Genomic DNA, 17,503 nt, shown 5'->3' on the forward strand with positions numbered 1-17,503 from the left:
TGTTAATCAAAAATCCAAAATCTCAATGAGAATAATACCCGCAATAGACATTATAGAAGGAAAATGTGTTCGTTTATCCAAAGGCGATTACAATACGAAAATCATATACAACGAAAACCCGCTTGAAGTAGCCAAATCATTCGAAGCCCACGGAATCGAATATTTACATTTGGTTGATTTGGATGGAGCTAAATCAAGCAAGATTATTAATTATAAAATATTGGAACAAATTGCCACACAAACCAAATTAAAAATTGATTTTGGTGGTGGCCTTAAAGCGGATTCCGATTTAAAAATAGCTTTTGAATCAGGAGCCAATCAAATCACGGGTGGAAGTATCGCTGTAAAAAACAGAACTATTTTCGAAAAATGGATTGCAGAATATGGTTCGGATAAAATTATTTTGGGAGCGGATGCAAATGATGAAAAAGTGGCTGTTTCTGGTTGGTTGGAAGATTCTGATGAAGATTTGGTACCATTTATTCAAGATTACCAAAACAAAGGAATTCAGTATGTAATTTGTACTGATATTGCCAAAGACGGAATGTTGGAAGGACCAAGTTTTGATTTGTATGCTAAGATTTTAGCGGAAGCCAATGGCATAAAATTGATAGCCTCTGGAGGAATTTCTACATTTGATGAATTACCTAAACTGGCGGAATTAGGTTGTGAAGGAACAATCATTGGAAAAGCCATTTACGAAGGAAGGATTTCATTGAAACAATTGGAAAAATATATAATTAGTAAATAATAAAATATGGTAACTTGTTATTTGAGATACACAATAGACCCTTTTCAGCTAGATGTTTTTGAAGATTACGGTAAACGATGGATTAAATTAGTCAACCGTTTTGGAGGGCAACATCATGGTTATTTTTTACCATCTGAAGGAGCAAATAACATAGCTTATGCAATGTTTTCGTTTTCTAGTTTAGCAGAATATGAAAATTACAGAAAACTAATTTTGGAAGATCAAGAATGTATCGAGGCTTTTAAAATTGCCGAAGAGACAAGATGTATATTGAGCTACGAACGAACGTTTTTACGTCCAGTATTCGAATAAAAAAACAAAAAAATGCTAACAAAAAGAATAATACCCTGTCTCGACATTAAAAACGGAAGAACCGTAAAAGGCGTTAATTTCGTAGATTTGCGCGATGCCGGTGATCCTGTGGAATTGGCCAAAATCTATTCGGATGAAGGTGCTGATGAATTGGTTTTTCTAGATATTTCGGCAACCGAAGAGAGAAGAAGAACTTTGATTGATTTAGTTCGAAAAGTAGCGGCAACAATTAATATTCCGTTTACTGTGGGTGGTGGAATTTCGGCAGTTGAAGATGTGGAAGTTTTGCTTCAAAATGGTGCAGATAAGGTTTCCATTAATTCATCGGCAGTAAAAAATCCTCAGTTAATTAATGATTTGGCACAAAAATTCGGAAGCCAATGTGTAGTTGTCGCCATAGATGCCAAACAAATTGATGAAGAATGGATTGTGCATTTAGTAGGCGGAAAAGTACCTACCGAAATCAAATTGTTTGACTGGGCTAAAGAAGTGGAAGAGAGAGGTGCGGGAGAAATCCTTTTTACCTCAATGAATCACGATGGTACCAAAAACGGTTTTGCCAATGAAGCTTTGGCAAAATTGTCTCAATTGGTTAATATTCCAATAATAGCTTCAGGCGGAGCTGGCAATATGCAACATTTTGTAGATACCTTTATTGATGGCAAAGCTGATGCTGCTTTGGCCGCAAGCGTATTTCATTTTAAGGAAATAGAAATCAAAGCATTGAAAAAAGAATTAAAAAACAATAATATAGAAGTTCGCATTTAGTTTTTCATTAAGACATTCGACTTTACAACTTTAGACTACAATTATGAACATAGATTTTTCAAAAAGCGCACACGGATTGATTCCGGCGATAATTCAGGATAGCGAAACCAAAAATGTTTTGATGTTGGGTTACATGAATGCCGAGGCCTATCAAAAAACTTTGGATACAAAAAAAGTAACTTTCTACAGCCGTTCCAAACAAAGGCTTTGGACGAAAGGCGAGGAGAGTGGTAACTTCCTGAATTTGGTTGATATCAAAAACGACTGTGACAATGATACGTTATTGATTCAGGCAATACCTGTGGGACCAACATGCCACAAAGGGACAGATACCTGCTGGGCAACCGAAAACAAGCAGGAATATGGTTTTATTTCGAATCTGGAAAATACCATCAAAACCCGTAGAGAAAATGCTGATTCCGAAAAAAGTTATGTGGCTTCTTTATTCAAATTGGGAATCAACAAAATTGCCCAAAAAGTAGGGGAGGAAGCGGTAGAAGTGGTAATTGAAGCCAAAGATGACAACAATGATTTGTTCTTGAGCGAAAGCGCCGATTTACTATTTCATTATTTGATTCTACTGCAAGCAAAAGGGTTTCAGTTGAATGATGTAGTTGATGTTTTAAAAAGCCGTCAGAAATAAAAAATATTTTTCAATTATATGCCTCATGTAAAAACTAAAAAATAGATTTTAAAGTTTTAAAGTAAACATAATACTCCAAGAAACCCAATAGCAATTTAATTGCTATTGGGTTTTATTTTGATCATAAAAAATCAAAAAAAGTATGTAGTTTTGGAGGAAAATTATCAAATCCATGAAAAAATATCTAAAACCGTTATTGATTGTGTTTTTAATCTCTAATGGAATCCAAGCGCAAGGACTGCTTGGCAAATCGGATGCTGTTTTTACCAGACAAGATTCATTAAGAGGTAATATCACCAGAGAAAGGGTTTGGTGGGATGTAAAACATTATGATTTGGATGTAAAAGTGAATCCTGTAGATAGCACAATTACTGGGTCTAACGTTATTCAATATAAAGTATTACAGCCTTATAATGTAATGCAAATTGACTTGCAAAATCCAATGGAAATCACCAAGGTTACTCAAGATGGCGTAACATTAAAATATAAAAGAGAAGGTAACGCCTTTTTCATAACATTGGCTTCTGCTCAAAATGTTGGTGCCACAAAAGAAATAAAAATATTCTATCACGGCAAACCAAAAGTAGCCGTTAGACCGCCATGGGATGGCGGATTAACCTGGAAAAAAGACAAAAATGGAAAAGATTTCATCGCCTCGTCCTGTCAAGGATTGGGAGCCAGCGTTTGGTGGCCTAACAAAGACCATATGTATGATGAGGTAGAGGGAATGAAAATCAGCGTAAATGTCCCGGGAGGACTAACCGATGTTTCCAATGGTCGTTTGCAAAATGTAAAAACACTAAAGGATGGTACCAAAACGTATACTTGGGTTGTGAAAAATCCGATCAATAATTATGGGGTAAATATCAACATTGGTGATTATGTTACTTTTTCAGAGAAATACAAAGGTGAAAAAGGTGATTTAGATTGTACTTACTATGTCTTAAAAGATAATTTGGCAAAAGCAAAAGAGCAATTCAAAGAAGTCCCGAGAATGCTGAAAGCTTTTGAATATTGGTTCGGGCCTTATCCTTTCTATGAAGACAGCTACAAACTAGTAGAGGTTCCGTATTTAGGAATGGAGCATCAAAGTAGCGTAACTTACGGGAATGGTTATCAAAATGGTTATTTGGGACGCGATTTGAGCGGAACGGGTTGGGGATTAAAATTTGATTTTATTATTGTACACGAATCAGGACACGAATGGTTTGCGAACAATATTACTTACAAAGACATTGCCGATATGTGGATTCACGAAAGTTTTACCAATTATTCCGAAAGTCTTTTTGTCGAGTACTATTATGGAAAAGACGCAGGTTTTGAATACGAAAGAGGCATTCGAAAAAATATTCAAAATGACACTCCAATCATTGGTCATTATGATGTAAACAATGAAGGTTCGAGCGATATGTATTACAAAGGATCCAACATGTTGCATACATTACGCCAAATCGTAAATAATGATGAAAAATGGAGAAGTATTTTGAGAGGTTTGAACAGTACTTTTTACCATCAGACGGTAACTACTAAACAAATTGAAGATTATTTAAGTCAACAGGTTGGTATGGATTTAAACCCATTCTTCAATCAATATTTGAGAGACATTAGAATTCCAACATTAGAATATACTTATCAAAACAACACTTTGAAATACCGTTGGACAAATATTGTCACCGGTTTTGACATGCCAGTAAAAGTTGCTCTAAACGGAACGGAAGTTACTTTGACCCCAAAGACAGATTGGAGTGATTTTACAAATTCTTCTAAAATTGAAAAAGTAGAAATAAACAAGGATTTCTATGTTTTTTCTAAGAATGCTAATTAAATACCATTACTTCTTTAATAGAAAAAGACCAGCAATTGCTGGTCTTTTTCTATTAAAGAACTTTTTTACTCGCTATTAAAATTAATTTAATAGTGAAATAGCTAAATAAGTTTAAATTAAATTTTTAGATACATAATCCCAACTAGTTTTAATGGAATCAGTTGGATTGGGAGAATAATTAGTTTCTTGTTCTACAAAAAAGTGCTGCATTCCGGAAAGCTTAGCTTCTGCGAAAATGGATTTAAAGTTGATGCTTCCTTCCCCAATTTCTGTATTCCATTCCACTTTGGATTTATCCATATCTTTTACATGCCACATCGTAAATCGTCCAGGATTAGCTTTAAATAATTGCAAAGGATCATTTCCTGAGCGAACTGCCCAATACAGATCCAATTCAAAATCAACTAACTTTTTATCTGTTTCTTTCAATAAAATATCATAACCACATTGATCACCATACTTCTTGAACTCAAAATCATGGTTATGGTAAGCCAACTTCAATCCAGATTGTTTACATAAAACCGCCGCTTCGTTTACTTTTTGTGCAATTTGTTTGTAATCGTCTAGCTTACTTCTTAAACTTTCTTCTAACCAAGGAACAACCACATATTCACTTCCTAGTACATTGGCACACTCAATAGAGGCTTTCAAAAAATCGTTATTATTGTCTTTTATAAATGATTTAAAATCATAATGACCACTTGTCGCTTTTAGTCCACTATCAGTCAGTATCTTTTTGAAATCTTTTGGAGAAGTACCAAAAAATCCTTTTTCAGCTGAAAATCCATACGTTTCCACTTCTTTATACCCAGACTTAGCCACATTTTCTAAAACGCCTTTTACGTCTTTAGAAAATGCTTCTCTCAAAGTATACAATTGAAGACCAATATTTTTTGGTTTTATTGAAAAAGCTAGGGAAGGAGCAATCGCCAATGCACCCAAAGCCAAACCGCTGTTAATTATAAAATCTCTTCTCTTTATCATTGTTTTTACTTTTTATTAGATTAAAAATTAAATATCACAAATCGCAATTGCCTTTTTCAAAGAGGCTATTTTATCTTTTTGTTTAGGAATGAACTCTTGTCCTACAAAACCTGTAAAGCCACTGTCAGCAATGGCTTTCATTATAGCGCTGTAATTGAGTTCTTGGGTTTCGTCAATTTCATTTCGTCCCGGAACTCCGGCAGTATGATAGTGGGCTATGTAGTTGTGGCTTTCTTTTATAGTTCGAATTACGTCACCTTCATCAATTTGCATATGGTAAATATCATACAGCAATTTAAAATTTTCCGAATTGATTCGTTTTACTAATTCTACTCCCCAATAGGTTTTATCACATTGATAATCTTTGTGATCAATCTTACTGTTTAATAGCTCCATAACCAAGGTAACTTTATGTTTTTCGGCCAATGGAATTAACTTTTGCAACCCAAGTACACAATTATTCCAGCCTTCTTCATCAGTTTTTCCTCTTCTGCTTCCGCTAAAACATATCAAGTTTTTATAACCCGCTTCAGCCACTAAAGGAATCATTTCCGTATAATTTTTAATCAATTGTTCATGAAATTTTGAATCATTGAAACCATCCACTAAATTTAATTCGGCCCCATTACACATAGTGGAAACAAGATTGTATTTTTTAAGTATTGGCCAATCCTTTGGGCCAACCAAATCAATACCGGTAATTCCAATTTTTTTAGCTTCCAAACAAAGCGTTTCAATATCAAAATCACTGAAGCACCAACGAGCCACTGAATGGTTAATTCTTCCTTTCAACATATTAGATTCTAAATTTAATTCTTCTTTCGGTATTGCCAAAGCCGATAATCCTGTTGGAATCCCTAACGTCACAGTTCCTGCAAGAATGCCTTTTATAGCGGTTCTTCTATCAAAAGTTGCACTCATTTTTTTGTATTTAAAATATTTAAACTTCTTCGACTAATTTGTTTTTATCCTGAAATAAAAGAGCAAAAATTAAGAATACTGCAAAAGCAATTCCGGCAGGAATTATCCATACCATTTGCCAATTAATTGCTCCTTCAACCGTTTTGTAATTATCCGTAATCCAGCCTGCAACCGCAAACCCAATTAACATCCCAATACCATAAGTAGCCAATGTTATCAATCCTTGGGCAGCGCTTTTGTATTTTTCTCCTGCTTTTGAATTCGTATAAATTTGCCCTGAAACAAAGAAAAAATCATAACAAATTCCATGCAAAGCTATACCGGTAATAAGCATAAAACTCAAATCACCGCCGTTGCCATATGCAAATAAAACGTAGCGAACAGCCCAAGCGAGCATTCCCACCAGAATTGTTTTCTTAAATCCAAATCGCGCAAAGAATACCGGAATGAATAGTAAAAATAAAGCTTCGGATATTTGACCTATTGCCATTTTCCCTGTTGGGTTTTCAACTCCGGCAGCTGTCAAAAAAGGATGTGCATTTTGATAATAAAAAGCCAACGGAATACAAATTAGAATAGATGAAATAAAAAATATTAAGAAATTTTTATCTTTTAAAAGTTTTAAAGCATCAAGACCAATAATATCGGCAATTTTAATTTTCCCCTCACTAACTTTCGGTGGTGTTTTAGGCAACGTAAAACTTAACAAACCTAAAACCAAAGCTGCAATTCCGGCCAAAAGAAATGTGTTTTTAAGTAATCCATTAGTAACAGCTTCTACGGAATCCCAATGAAACAAGAAACTAATAGACAATCCTGCTAAAATCCAACCTATAGTTCCCCAAACTCTAATATTGGCAAACTCTTTTTCTGGATCTTTCATTTGGTTGAAAGCCACTGAATTTACCAATGCCAATGTCGGCATATACAAAACCATATAACTCAATACATAGATATAAAATGCCCCAACATCTTCCGATTGATACATCTGATACATTAAAAAGGCACCCGCTAAATGCAAAATACCTAAGATTTTCTCTGCATTAAAATAACGATCTGCAATCAAACCAATAATAAATGGAGCAATAATAGCCCCCCATGATTGAGTGGAAAAAACAGCTGCCGTTTCTGAACCAGAAGCTTTTAAATTGTTTCCTAAAAAAGTACCAAGAGTGACAAACCATGCCCCCCAGATAAAAAATTCCAGAAACATCATTACAGATAATTTAATGCGGATAGTTGTATTCATAAAAAGAGGTTGATTTTTGGTTAAGTTTGTTTTAGAGCTATTATTTACAGCCAGTTGTAGTTTCCATCGTATTCCATTCTTTAATCATGATGTTACGATACCACACATTGTTGCCGTGATCCTGCAAAGCAATTTTTCCTTTTTTAAACGTTCCAAAACCTGGCCAAGCTGCAAATTTGCTCCCTGCAACCAATGCTTTAAAGTTGTCATCCCAAAGAGTTGTTTCAACAACAATAACTCCGTTTAAAACGTAAGTCAACTTTCCATTTTTACAAACAATTTCGGCTGTATTCCATTCACCAACCGGTTTAACTGGTTCTGATTTACTTTGAATTAAATCATATAAATCTCCGGCACGATGCTTGGTTATTTTCCCATCGGGATGACCGTCATTATCCAAAACTTGCATTTCTAAACCAGTTTCATAAGTATTTTTATATTTTGCAGGGTTTTCATTAATATAAAATATAATCCCACTATTGGCATTCGGTGCCACTTTCCAATCTACTTTTAAATGAAAATTTTCATATTCAGCATCAGTTACTAAATCTCCTCCTTGACCATTTTTGGCTGCCTCTGGATCAAAATGCAAAACACCATCTTCAACTTTCCATCCGGCACTAGCCGTAGTTTTCCCGTAAGTATGCCAACCTGTCGTTGTTTTTCCGTCAAAAATAGGTTTAAATCCTTTTTGAGCTTGTAGAGTTTGAAATAAAGTAAAGACTAATACTGTTGTTATTATTTTTTTCATGGGTTTACTATTTAATTTTATTATTTTAAAAACTTAGGTTTTTCCAACCTTCTCTATAATTACGTTTAACAAATTGATTCACATCATCGATATTAGTTACTTTCTTTGCATCATTATCCCAAAGTAGTTTAACCGAACGGCCCGGATAAACATCTTCGCCTAATACTTCTTTGTGTAAATCATAACCTCTTACAGCAAGATTGGCCATTAATAAAGCTTCTGTTAAAGGGCCGGCAATTTCAAAAGGTGAACTTAATTCTTTTTTGCCATAACCAGCAATACAGCCTTCTATCCATTGTTTTTGATGACCACTGGCGCCATCTTTTACTCGAGGATACTTCTCAGTTATCTTTAGATTTTCATTGCGACTTAAAGGCAATAATCTTGGATTTTCACTATAAGTGTCACAAATCATTTTTCCTTTGGTTCCAATGAACAAAGTTCCATTTCCACCATCACCAAAGATTTCGTTTGCTCCTAATTCTTCTGGGCGTTCTGGTTGAATACCACCATCCATCCAATGTATTTGGACATCTCCTTTCGTTTTATCTGTCTTAGGAAATGTTAACATCACATGGCTGGAAGGAGGGCAGCTTTCTGGAAAATAACCTCTTTTGAATTCATCCACATAAACGGAACCTACACTGCACTGAACGTCTTTGGCATATTTTAGATTTAATACTGAGAATGGTGCTTCCATTAAATGGCATCCCATATCGCCCAACGCACCAGTTCCATAATCCCACCAACCGCGCCAGTTAAATGGCACTAATTTGTCGACATAATTTTTATTAGGAGCAGTTCCTAACCATAAATCCCAATCCAATTCTTTAGGAATTTCTGTTTTTACTGTTGACCAAGGAATTCCTTGTGGCCAAACAGGTCTATCAGTCCAGGCATAAACTGTATGTACATCTCCAATTAAATCTGCATCGTACCATTCTTTTAGGATTCGAGTACCGTCGTTGGACGAACCTTGATTTCCCATTTGCGTTACTACTTTATAACGAGCAGCCGCTTGAGTCATCATATGTGCCTCGTAAATATCATGAGCCATTGGTTTCTGCACATATACATGTTTGCCTAACTGCATAGCCGAAAAGGCTTGAATAGCGTGATTATGATCGGGTGTAGAAACTGAAACAGCATCAAAGTTTTTATGCTCTTTATCAAACATTTCTCTCCAATCCTTGTAAAATTTGGCTTTCGGAAAGGCTTTTACACTATCAGCAGCTCTTCTCGTATCAACATCACACAAATAGGCTACATTAGCGAGGCCACTTTTATCAAAAGAAGCTACATCTGACCTTCCTTTTCCACCAACACCAATACTGGCAATTAATAATCTGTCACTGGGAGCCACGAAGCCTCTGCCCATAACATGCCTTGGAATAATCATAAATGCAGCTGTAGCTAGTGCCCCTTTTTTTAGAAAATCCCTGCGAACAATTGATTCTGGTTCTTTTTTTTGATTGAAGTCTTGATCCATAAGTAGGTTTCAATTTATTTATTCAATGAAAGAATATATTTAGCAATTTTTTTAGCGTCGTCTTTTTTTAATGCAGTATGAGCAGCCATAGGTATAGCGCCCCAAACTCCAGAACCACCTTTGATAATTTTATCGGCTAAATAATTGATGTTTTTATCATTCATTGGGTATTTTTTGGAAATATCCAAAAAAGAGGGGCCAATTACTTTTTTGTCTATTTTGTGACAGGTAGCACAATCTAGCTTCTTCATTATTGCCTCTCCTTCGGAAGGTTGCGCCTGGTCTTTACCACCATATTTCGTTGGAATTGATTCATATTCAGAAAAAGAACTTAAACCTCCCAAAGCAATTATTGCTACTAAAATTTTAATTTTCATATTGTAATAATTAAACAATTTATATCCCTAAATTTTTTCTATTAAGCTGTGTGTTGGTTTCGACCGCTGCAAAATCATCAAAAGCTTTATCAGTCACTTTGATAATGTGTTTTTTTATAAATTCGGCTCCCTCACGCGCTCCATCTTCTTGATTTTTCAAACAGCATTCCCATTCCATCACTGCCCAACCTTTATAATCATATTGTGCTAATTTGCTGAAAATGGTTTTAAAATCAATTTGACCATCACCAGGGGAGCGATAACGTCCTGCACGATTTACCCAACTTTGATAGCCTCCAAAAGTCCCTTGTTTTCCAGTCGGGTTAAACTCAGCATCTTTCACGTGAAAAGCTTTTATACGTTCATGATAAAAATCGATATATTGAATGTAATCCAATTGTTGAAGAACAAAATGTGAAGGATCATATAATATACAAGCGCGTTGATGATTATTTACCGCTTTGAGAAACATTTCGTAAGTTTCACCATCAAATAAATCTTCACCTGGATGGATTTCGTAGCAAACATCCACACCATTTTTATCAAATTCATTTAGGATTGGCAACCAGCGATTAGCCAATTCTTTGAATCCATCTTCAATTAAACCAGGTGGGCGTTGAGGCCAAGGATGAAAATATTGCCACAATAACGAACCACTGAAAGTAGCATGCGCATTAAGACCTAAATTTTGAGAAGCTTTTGCTGCATAATGCAATTGTTGCACCGCCCATTCTTGTCTTGCTTTTGGATTTCCTCGCAAAGCCTGTGGAGCAAATCCATCAAAAAAATCATCATAGGCGGGATGAACGGCAACCAATTGACCTTGCAAATGAGTTGAAAGTTCAGATATTTTTAATCCATAGGAACCAACAATCCCTGTAAGTTCATCAGCATAAGTTTTGCTTTCAGCCGCTTTTTTCAAATCAATAAAACGAGAATCAAGAGTTGGTATTTGAATCCCTTTAAAATTCAGATTGGCTGCCCATTGGCAAATTCCTTCCAAAGAATTAAAAGGAGCTTCATCAGATATAAATTGCGCTAAAAAAACCGCAGGTCCTTGCATTGTGGTCATTTGATTCGATTTAAATTTTAAATTCAGTCCATTTTTGAGTTGATTTTCCCGAAGCGATTACATTTTCTATAAAAGCCATTCCTCGAACACCGTCTTTTGCTGTCGGAAAATCAAGCATACTTGCTGTTGGTTCTTTGCCTTCTAATTTAGACTGTAAAGTCAACGCAAAGTTTTTGTATAAATTCCCAAACGCTTCCAAATATCCTTCTGGATGTCCACTTGGAATTCGAGTATTAAAAGCAGCTATCTGTGATAAATATCCGTTTCCGGTACGATACAATTGAGTAGGGGAGTCTAGCCATTTTACAGTCAAAGTGTTTGGTTCCATTTGATGCCATTCTAAGCCTCCCTTTTCACCATACACTTTAATTTTCAAACTATTTTCTTCACCAGCCGCAATTTGACTGGCAACCAAAATTCCATTGGCTCCATTGTCAAATTTAAGCAATACGTTTCCGTCATCATCCAATCTTCTGTTGGCAACGACAGTATTAATATCAGCACAAAGTTGTGTGATTTTTAATCCTGAAATGTATTCTGCTAAATGTGCCGCATGAGTTCCAATGTCTCCCATACAACCACTAATTCCACTTTTTGATGGATCTGTTCTCCAAACCGCTTGTTTGTTTCCACCAGTTTCAAATTGAGTACTCAACCAGCCTTGAGGATATTCTACTATAATTTTTCGAATGGCCCCAAAATCATTATCAGCTACCATACTACGAGCTTGTTTTACCATCGGATATCCAGCGTAAGTATGTGTCAAGCATAAATAAAGCCCCGTTTCTTTAACTTTTTGTTCTAATAATTTAGCTTCCGCCAAAGTCAAAGTCATTGGCTTGTCCAAAACAACATGAAAACCATTTTCCAATGCTAACATAGCAGGAGCAAAGTGGGCATGATTTGGAGTAACTATCGAAACAAAATCCATTCTCTCATTTGGAGGTAATTTTACTTCTGTTTCAATCATTTGAACATAAGATTCATAACATTTATCTTCTGCCAAACCTAATTCTTTACCAGATTCAAGAGATAACTCAGGATTGGAACTAAATGCTCCACAATGCAATTCGATTAAACCATCCATGTTGGCGGCAATGCGGTGAACTGCTCCGATAAAAGCATTTTTGCCACCGCCAATCATTCCCATTTTTAATTTTCTCATAATTGAATAATCCTAATCTAGATATTTTTTTTCTTTAATTCTTTTACAGCATAATCACAAGCTCTGGCAGTCAGAGCCATGAATGTTAATGACGGATTTTGACAAGCAATAGAAGGCATACAAGAACCATCGGTAACAAATACATTACTCACTTCGTGCATTTGATTCCATTTGTTTAATACTGATTCTTTAGGATCATTCCCCATACGGGCAGTCCCCATTTCGTGAATAGCCATTCCAGGAAAACAACCATTATCATAGGTTTTTACATTTTTCATACCTGCAGCTTCCAGCATTTCAGCAGCATCATACATCATATCCTCACGCATTTTCGCTTCATTCTCTTTGTATTCACAGTCAATTGCCAGTACGGGTTGTCCCCATTTATCTTTTTTAGAATGATCGATATACACTTTATTTTCATAGTAAGGAAGCATTTCCCCAAAACCTCCTAATCCCATTGTCCATGAGTCAGCTGGTCTTGACATTGTTTCTTTGAAATCACCACCAAAGGCTAATTCGGCAACTTCTTTATGCCAATTACCTCTACTGGCACCACCTTGATATCCAAAACCACGCAAATAATCGCGTTTGTCATTATTAAAGTTTTGGTACCTTGGAATATAGATACCATTCGCTCTTCGTCCATAAGTATATTTGTCTTCAAAACCTTCAGCGCTTCCTTCAGCACCACATCTGAAGTGATGATCCATTAGATTATGTCCCAAATGTCCGCTACCATTACCCAAACCATTCGGGTGAGCTTCGGAAGTTGAATTCAATAAAATAAAGGTTGATCCCAAAGTCGATCCATTTACAAAAACAATTTTTGCATAAAACTCCATAGTTTCATTCGTCTGGGCATCAATAACCATTACTCCTTTGGCTTTCTTGGTGTCTTTGTCATAAATTATATGATTAACAATCGAGTAGGGACGGACTGTTAATCTTTTAGTGGCCATAGCGGCCGGTAAAGTCGAAGACTGTGTACTGAAATAGGCTCCAAATGGACAGCCTCTACTGCATAAATTTCTATATTGACAACTGCCTCTCCCTAAATGGGGTTGAGTAAGATTTGCAGTTCGTCCAATTGTCATAATTCTGGATTTATTGTAATGCTTCTCAATACGTTCTTTTACAGATTTTTCGACGCAATTCATATCCATTGGTGGCAAAAATTGACCGTCTGGGAGCAAAGGCCAATTTTCATTTTGGCCGCTTATTCCAGCGAATTTTTCTGCATAATCATACCACGGGGCAATATCTTTATATCGAATTGGCCAGTCATTACCATGACCGTCCTTGGCATTATCTTCAAAATTGTGGTCACTTAAACGGTAACTTTGACGACCCCACATTAGAGACTTGCCTCCAACATGAAAACCTCTGTACCAGTCAAAACGTTTATCCTCAGTATATGGGCATTCTAAGTCGTTTACCCACCACTTTTCATTAGCCTGGCTATATGGGTAATCTCTGGTTTGCACTGGATGCGTTCGCTTTTGCTCTTCGGTCATTTTTCCGGCATAGGGTATTTCCCAGGGCGCTTTCATAGCCGAATCATAATCTTTAATGTGCTCGATGTTCATACCACGTTCCAACATCAGGACTTTTAATCCTTTTTCCGTTAATTCTTTGGCTGCCCATCCACCACTTATTCCTGAACCTATAACAATTGCGTCATAAGTATTTTGCTTCTTTAAATCTGTATTTATATTCACGAGTCTCTTTTTAGTAATTAATAAAATTTAGTTGCAAGTACTTTCCCATTATGTTGCCCAAGCTTTCTGACCGGGTTTGTATTCTGCACTACCGTCATATTTTCCTGGTATAGGCAAATATTCTCTGGCCATTGTACAACCAATTTCTGAAGAAAAATAACCTAATATGGTTAAATCTCTAGCAATCATAAAGAAAGAAGGTTCTTTATTACTATCGATAGCTTGTTGCTTTAATTCATTCATAAGCTGATTCTTTTCTTCACTATTGAGACTCAAGAATTCTTTGTTGAATTTAGCTTTGCATTTGGCTAACATATCTTCAAATCCATTTTTAAAGACTTCTTGCAATTTTGGAGGATAACAATCTTTCATAACTAATGGAATGAAAGCTCCAACGCCGGCAGCTTTTGCTCCGGGAGAATTTTCGGTAGTTGGTAAAATAATTTCCGAAAATTCAGCCAAAATTTCTTCATCGGTAGCCGTAAAAGAATACGTATTCTGTTCGGGATCAAATACAGTAAAACTTTCAAATAATACACCCATTGTGGTAGCAGAAATTGCTCCTCCCATCAAATAAGCTAGCTTTTTTAGTGCCTCTCGTCTTTCCATTTGCGAAATATTAAAAATATTATTTAATAATTATCAATAATGCAATTATCAATGCATTACAATAATAAATAAAAAACAAACATATTCACTATAAATACGTTAATTAAATAGAATAAATTAATAATTCACAATTAACAATACGTTTTTGTAAATAATATAAAAAATACACGACCACAAGCTGTAAGAAGCAAGAAAAAATGCAAAGTTTTAAGAAGGTGCTTTTTTAGAAAATTGAGATATAAAAGAATTATATGATTTTTTACACAATAAAAATCCTATTAAAAATATTCAATAAGATCAACAATTCATTTCATTGCGTTAAAATAACACTAACGGGTTAATTAGTTCTCCTTATCAAACAACTGAACTTGACTTTTCAATCTTTCGATCAATAAATTCATCATCCTTTTGTTCAGACTGGAAGAATTCTGAATATATAGTGCATATTCATCAGTCGTAAACAATGCGATAATCATTCCTTTTAAGGCATTACGAAACTTAATGTCTTTTTGAATCGCATTTTCAATAATAGATAGTTTATTTTCAACCGATTTGGAGTAAAAATCTCTTTTGTATTTGCTGATGTAATTTAAAAAAGAGGCAATAAACAAATCGTTCTGCAATTTCAAAATCGGCCTAAGTACTTCATTTTGAAATAATTCTTCTGAAGACGATTGATTACTCACGTTTCCCAATGATTCTCCTCGAATTTCTCTGATTAATTTATCTCTCTGATTCATCGTTTTTTCTTTAAAAATATAAAAATTACTGTTAGCAATGTCTTATTTTAGCATTATTAAATAAAAAAATATGCGATTTCATACTAGAAAATGGGTAAAACCCGAAGATTTAAACCCCAACGGAACATTATTTGGCGGAAAATTATTGGCTTGGATTGACGAAGAATTGGCTTTATACACCATTATTCAATTGGAAAACTCCAGAATTGTTACAAAACACATGTCTGAAATCAATTTTAGAAGTTCTGCACGACAAGGTGATATAATCGAAATTGGAATTGACGTTGTAAAATTTGGACGCAGTTCGATTGAGTTAATATGTGAAGCCCGAAATATGATGACACGCGAAACAATCATTACTATAGATAGCACTACAATGGTAAATTTAGGCGAAGATGGAAAACCAAAAGCGCACGGTAAAACGGAAATTGAGTATGTAAAAGACAGGATAGGTTAGTTTCGGTAAAAAGAAACTAAGATTCTAAGTTGCTGAGATTGCAAATCGATTAAGAATTATCATTGCTTTATCAATATCCTTTTTGCCTACTTAAGGCTTGACAACATTTTCAGAAGGCATTACAAAAATTTCCAAATCAAAGTAAGAAACCGAAGCAATAATGTGGTCAAAAATATCCGATTGAATATATTCGTAATTTTCAAAACGTTTATCTTTTGAAAAGGCATATATTTCTAGAGGTATGCCGTAGGGAGTAGGCTGCAATTGACGACAAAGCATCAACATATCTTTATTTAATCCAGGATATTGATGAAGATATTGAGTGATATATTTTCGAAATAAACCTAAATTAGTCAAGTTACGACCATTTATAGCCAGGCTTTTATCAATTTCATGCCCACTATTATAGTTGTCTATCTCAGTTTTTCGCGCATCAATATAGGCGCTCAAAAGATTTATTTTCTTTAAATCAACAAGCTCCTGATCTTCCAGAAAGCGAATACTATTGGCTTTGATAATAATGTGTCGCTTGATACGTCTTCCATCAGAATTTAGCATTCCTCGCCAGTTTTGAAAAGAGTCGGAACTCAAACTATAGGTCGGAATCGTAGTGGTGGTATTGTCAAAATTTCGAACTTTTACCGTTGCCAAGTTAATTTCTATCACATCTCCATCGGCACCATAACGATCCATCGTAATCCAGTCACCAATACGCACCATGTCATTTATTGCCACTTGGACACTTGCCACAAAACCCAAAATGGTATCTCTAAAGATTAAGATAATCACGGCCGATACGGCCCCCAAGATAGTCAACAATTCCTTTTGGTCAATGTCAAACAGTTTAGAAATAATTAATGCAATCCCAAACATCCATAGTACAATCATTATAACCTGAATGAAACTGTCAATCGGTTTGTCACTATATCTTGGAATCAATTTCAAATAATCGCGCAGCGAATTAAAAACGGTTCGGATAATCCATAAAATCAGTAAAACAATATAGACACCCACGGTTTTTCCGAAAATACTTTCCCAATATTCAAATTTATCTAGAATTACCGGAACCGATTTGTAGACAAAAAACAAAGGAACCAAATAAGCAATATACTTAGCTGTTTTATTGCTTACCAATAAATCGTCAAATCTAGTTCTGGTTCTTTGGGCGACAATGGCCATTATGGTAACCAATATAAAACGGAATACCACATATAACCCGTAAGCCAAAAAACAAAGCAAAATAGTATTGAAAAACAAACTCAAATAAGTAGATGCAGTTCTGCTCATTCCCCAATGTCTAAAAATAGGGTAGAGGAATTCAAAAATGAATTGAATGAGTTTGTCCATAATTTTACAAGTATTTTTTTTCTATATAAAAGGTACCAAATGGAACTAATGAAGCAACCAGTATGACACCAAAGACTTTAAAATTCCAATTTTGTGCCTTTTTTAATAAAAAAGCCAATAAAACGTAACCGATAAATAGCACACCATGTGTCATTCCCAATGGACGCAATATCGTATGATAAAGTTCGGGATTATTTATTTTAATAAAGAGCATATTCGAAAATAGAACCAAATAAGAGATACCTTCTAAAATGGCAGTAACCTTGAAAATTTTAAGCATTAGTAGTTGTTTTTGCAATTATAAGCGGCAAAATTAGTCAAT

Annotated in this window: 19 protein-coding genes; 6 read left to right on the forward strand and 13 right to left on the reverse strand. The window is 35.1% G+C overall.

Annotated features, from left to right (window positions below; genetic code table 11):
• Positions 1–25: 25 nt before the first annotated feature.
• The 5 genes from hisA to DOS84_RS14565 all read left to right on the forward strand — a co-directional run bounded on the left by hisA (position 26) and on the right by DOS84_RS14565 (position 4,299).
• Positions 26–751, forward strand: coding sequence for a 1-(5-phosphoribosyl)-5-[(5-phosphoribosylamino)methylideneamino]imidazole-4-carboxamide isomerase (gene hisA, locus DOS84_RS14545; RefSeq protein WP_111410847.1), 726 nt, complete (start codon positions 26–28; stop codon positions 749–751).
• Between the two features lie 6 nt (positions 752–757).
• Positions 758–1,063 (forward strand): NIPSNAP family protein, encoded by a 306-nt coding sequence (locus DOS84_RS14550; protein WP_111410848.1) that lies wholly within the window; start codon positions 758–760, stop codon positions 1,061–1,063.
• Positions 1,064–1,075: 12 nt separating this feature from the next.
• The gene (hisF, locus tag DOS84_RS14555) at positions 1,076–1,831 is read left to right on the forward strand and encodes an imidazole glycerol phosphate synthase subunit HisF (RefSeq protein ID WP_111410849.1); all 756 of its coding nucleotides are present in this window, start codon (positions 1,076–1,078) and stop codon (positions 1,829–1,831) included.
• Between the two features lie 43 nt (positions 1,832–1,874).
• A complete protein-coding gene (gene hisIE, locus DOS84_RS14560; RefSeq protein ID WP_111410850.1) occupies positions 1,875–2,474 on the forward strand; it encodes a bifunctional phosphoribosyl-AMP cyclohydrolase/phosphoribosyl-ATP diphosphatase HisIE in 600 nt (199 codons plus the stop codon).
• A gap of 172 nt (positions 2,475–2,646) precedes the next feature.
• Positions 2,647–4,299 carry a M1 family metallopeptidase gene (locus tag DOS84_RS14565; RefSeq protein ID WP_111410851.1) on the forward strand — a complete coding sequence of 551 codons (1,653 nt, stop codon included), beginning with the start codon at positions 2,647–2,649 and terminating at the stop codon, positions 4,297–4,299.
• Positions 4,300–4,410: 111 nt separating this feature from the next.
• On the opposite strand, the gene DOS84_RS14570 is transcribed toward DOS84_RS14565, so the two are convergent.
• The 11 genes from DOS84_RS14570 to DOS84_RS14620 form a co-directional block, all read right to left on the reverse strand.
• On the reverse strand, positions 4,411–5,283 hold the full coding sequence (locus tag DOS84_RS14570) for a sugar phosphate isomerase/epimerase family protein (RefSeq protein ID WP_111410852.1): 873 nt from the start codon (positions 5,281–5,283) through the stop codon (positions 4,411–4,413).
• Positions 5,284–5,310: 27 nt separating this feature from the next.
• Positions 5,311–6,204: a hydroxypyruvate isomerase family protein gene (locus DOS84_RS14575; RefSeq protein WP_111410853.1), complete on the reverse strand. Its 894-nt coding sequence runs from the start codon at positions 6,202–6,204 to the stop codon at positions 5,311–5,313.
• Between the two features lie 19 nt (positions 6,205–6,223).
• Positions 6,224–7,453, reverse strand: a complete 1,230-nt coding sequence (locus DOS84_RS14580) for a nucleoside permease (protein WP_111410854.1) — start codon at positions 7,451–7,453, stop codon at positions 6,224–6,226.
• 40 nt (positions 7,454–7,493) lie between these two features.
• Positions 7,494–8,204 (reverse strand): 3-keto-disaccharide hydrolase, encoded by a 711-nt coding sequence (locus tag DOS84_RS14585; protein WP_111410855.1) that lies wholly within the window; start codon positions 8,202–8,204, stop codon positions 7,494–7,496.
• Between the two features lie 25 nt (positions 8,205–8,229).
• Complete coding sequence (locus tag DOS84_RS14590; protein WP_111410856.1) at positions 8,230–9,693, reverse strand: Gfo/Idh/MocA family protein; 1,464 nt, start codon at positions 9,691–9,693, stop codon at positions 8,230–8,232.
• A gap of 14 nt (positions 9,694–9,707) precedes the next feature.
• Positions 9,708–10,070, reverse strand: coding sequence for a c-type cytochrome (locus DOS84_RS14595; RefSeq protein ID WP_111410857.1), 363 nt, complete (start codon positions 10,068–10,070; stop codon positions 9,708–9,710).
• 19 nt (positions 10,071–10,089) lie between these two features.
• Positions 10,090–11,142, reverse strand: a complete 1,053-nt coding sequence (locus DOS84_RS14600) for a sugar phosphate isomerase/epimerase family protein (protein ID WP_111410858.1) — start codon at positions 11,140–11,142, stop codon at positions 10,090–10,092.
• Positions 11,143–11,152: 10 nt separating this feature from the next.
• Positions 11,153–12,307, reverse strand: a complete 1,155-nt coding sequence (locus DOS84_RS14605; protein ID WP_165830449.1) for a Gfo/Idh/MocA family protein — start codon at positions 12,305–12,307, stop codon at positions 11,153–11,155.
• A 17-nt stretch (positions 12,308–12,324) separates the two neighbouring features.
• On the reverse strand, positions 12,325–14,028 hold the full coding sequence (locus DOS84_RS14610; RefSeq protein ID WP_111410859.1) for a GMC oxidoreductase: 1,704 nt from the start codon (positions 14,026–14,028) through the stop codon (positions 12,325–12,327).
• 48 nt (positions 14,029–14,076) lie between these two features.
• On the reverse strand, positions 14,077–14,637 hold the full coding sequence (locus DOS84_RS14615) for a gluconate 2-dehydrogenase subunit 3 family protein (protein ID WP_111410860.1): 561 nt from the start codon (positions 14,635–14,637) through the stop codon (positions 14,077–14,079).
• Between the two features lie 341 nt (positions 14,638–14,978).
• Entirely contained in the window at positions 14,979–15,377 is a 399-nt protein-coding gene (locus DOS84_RS14620; RefSeq protein ID WP_111410861.1) for a glyoxalase, read from the reverse strand.
• 70 nt (positions 15,378–15,447) lie between these two features.
• Here DOS84_RS14620 and DOS84_RS14625 point away from each other — a divergent pair, with 70 nt between their 5' ends.
• On the forward strand, positions 15,448–15,834 hold the full coding sequence (locus tag DOS84_RS14625; protein WP_111410862.1) for an acyl-CoA thioesterase: 387 nt from the start codon (positions 15,448–15,450) through the stop codon (positions 15,832–15,834).
• A gap of 90 nt (positions 15,835–15,924) precedes the next feature.
• Here DOS84_RS14625 and DOS84_RS14630 read toward each other — a convergent pair whose 3' ends face one another.
• The gene (locus DOS84_RS14630) at positions 15,925–17,181 is read right to left on the reverse strand and encodes a mechanosensitive ion channel family protein (RefSeq protein ID WP_111410863.1); all 1,257 of its coding nucleotides are present in this window, start codon (positions 17,179–17,181) and stop codon (positions 15,925–15,927) included.
• A gap of 4 nt (positions 17,182–17,185) precedes the next feature.
• Positions 17,186–17,461, reverse strand: a complete 276-nt coding sequence (locus DOS84_RS14635) for a DUF3817 domain-containing protein (protein ID WP_111410864.1) — start codon at positions 17,459–17,461, stop codon at positions 17,186–17,188.
• Between the last annotated feature and the right edge of the window lie 42 nt (positions 17,462–17,503).

The organism is Flavobacterium aquariorum, from assembly GCF_003254745.1.
GTDB classification, from domain to species: Bacteria; Bacteroidota; Bacteroidia; order Flavobacteriales; family Flavobacteriaceae; genus Flavobacterium; species Flavobacterium aquariorum.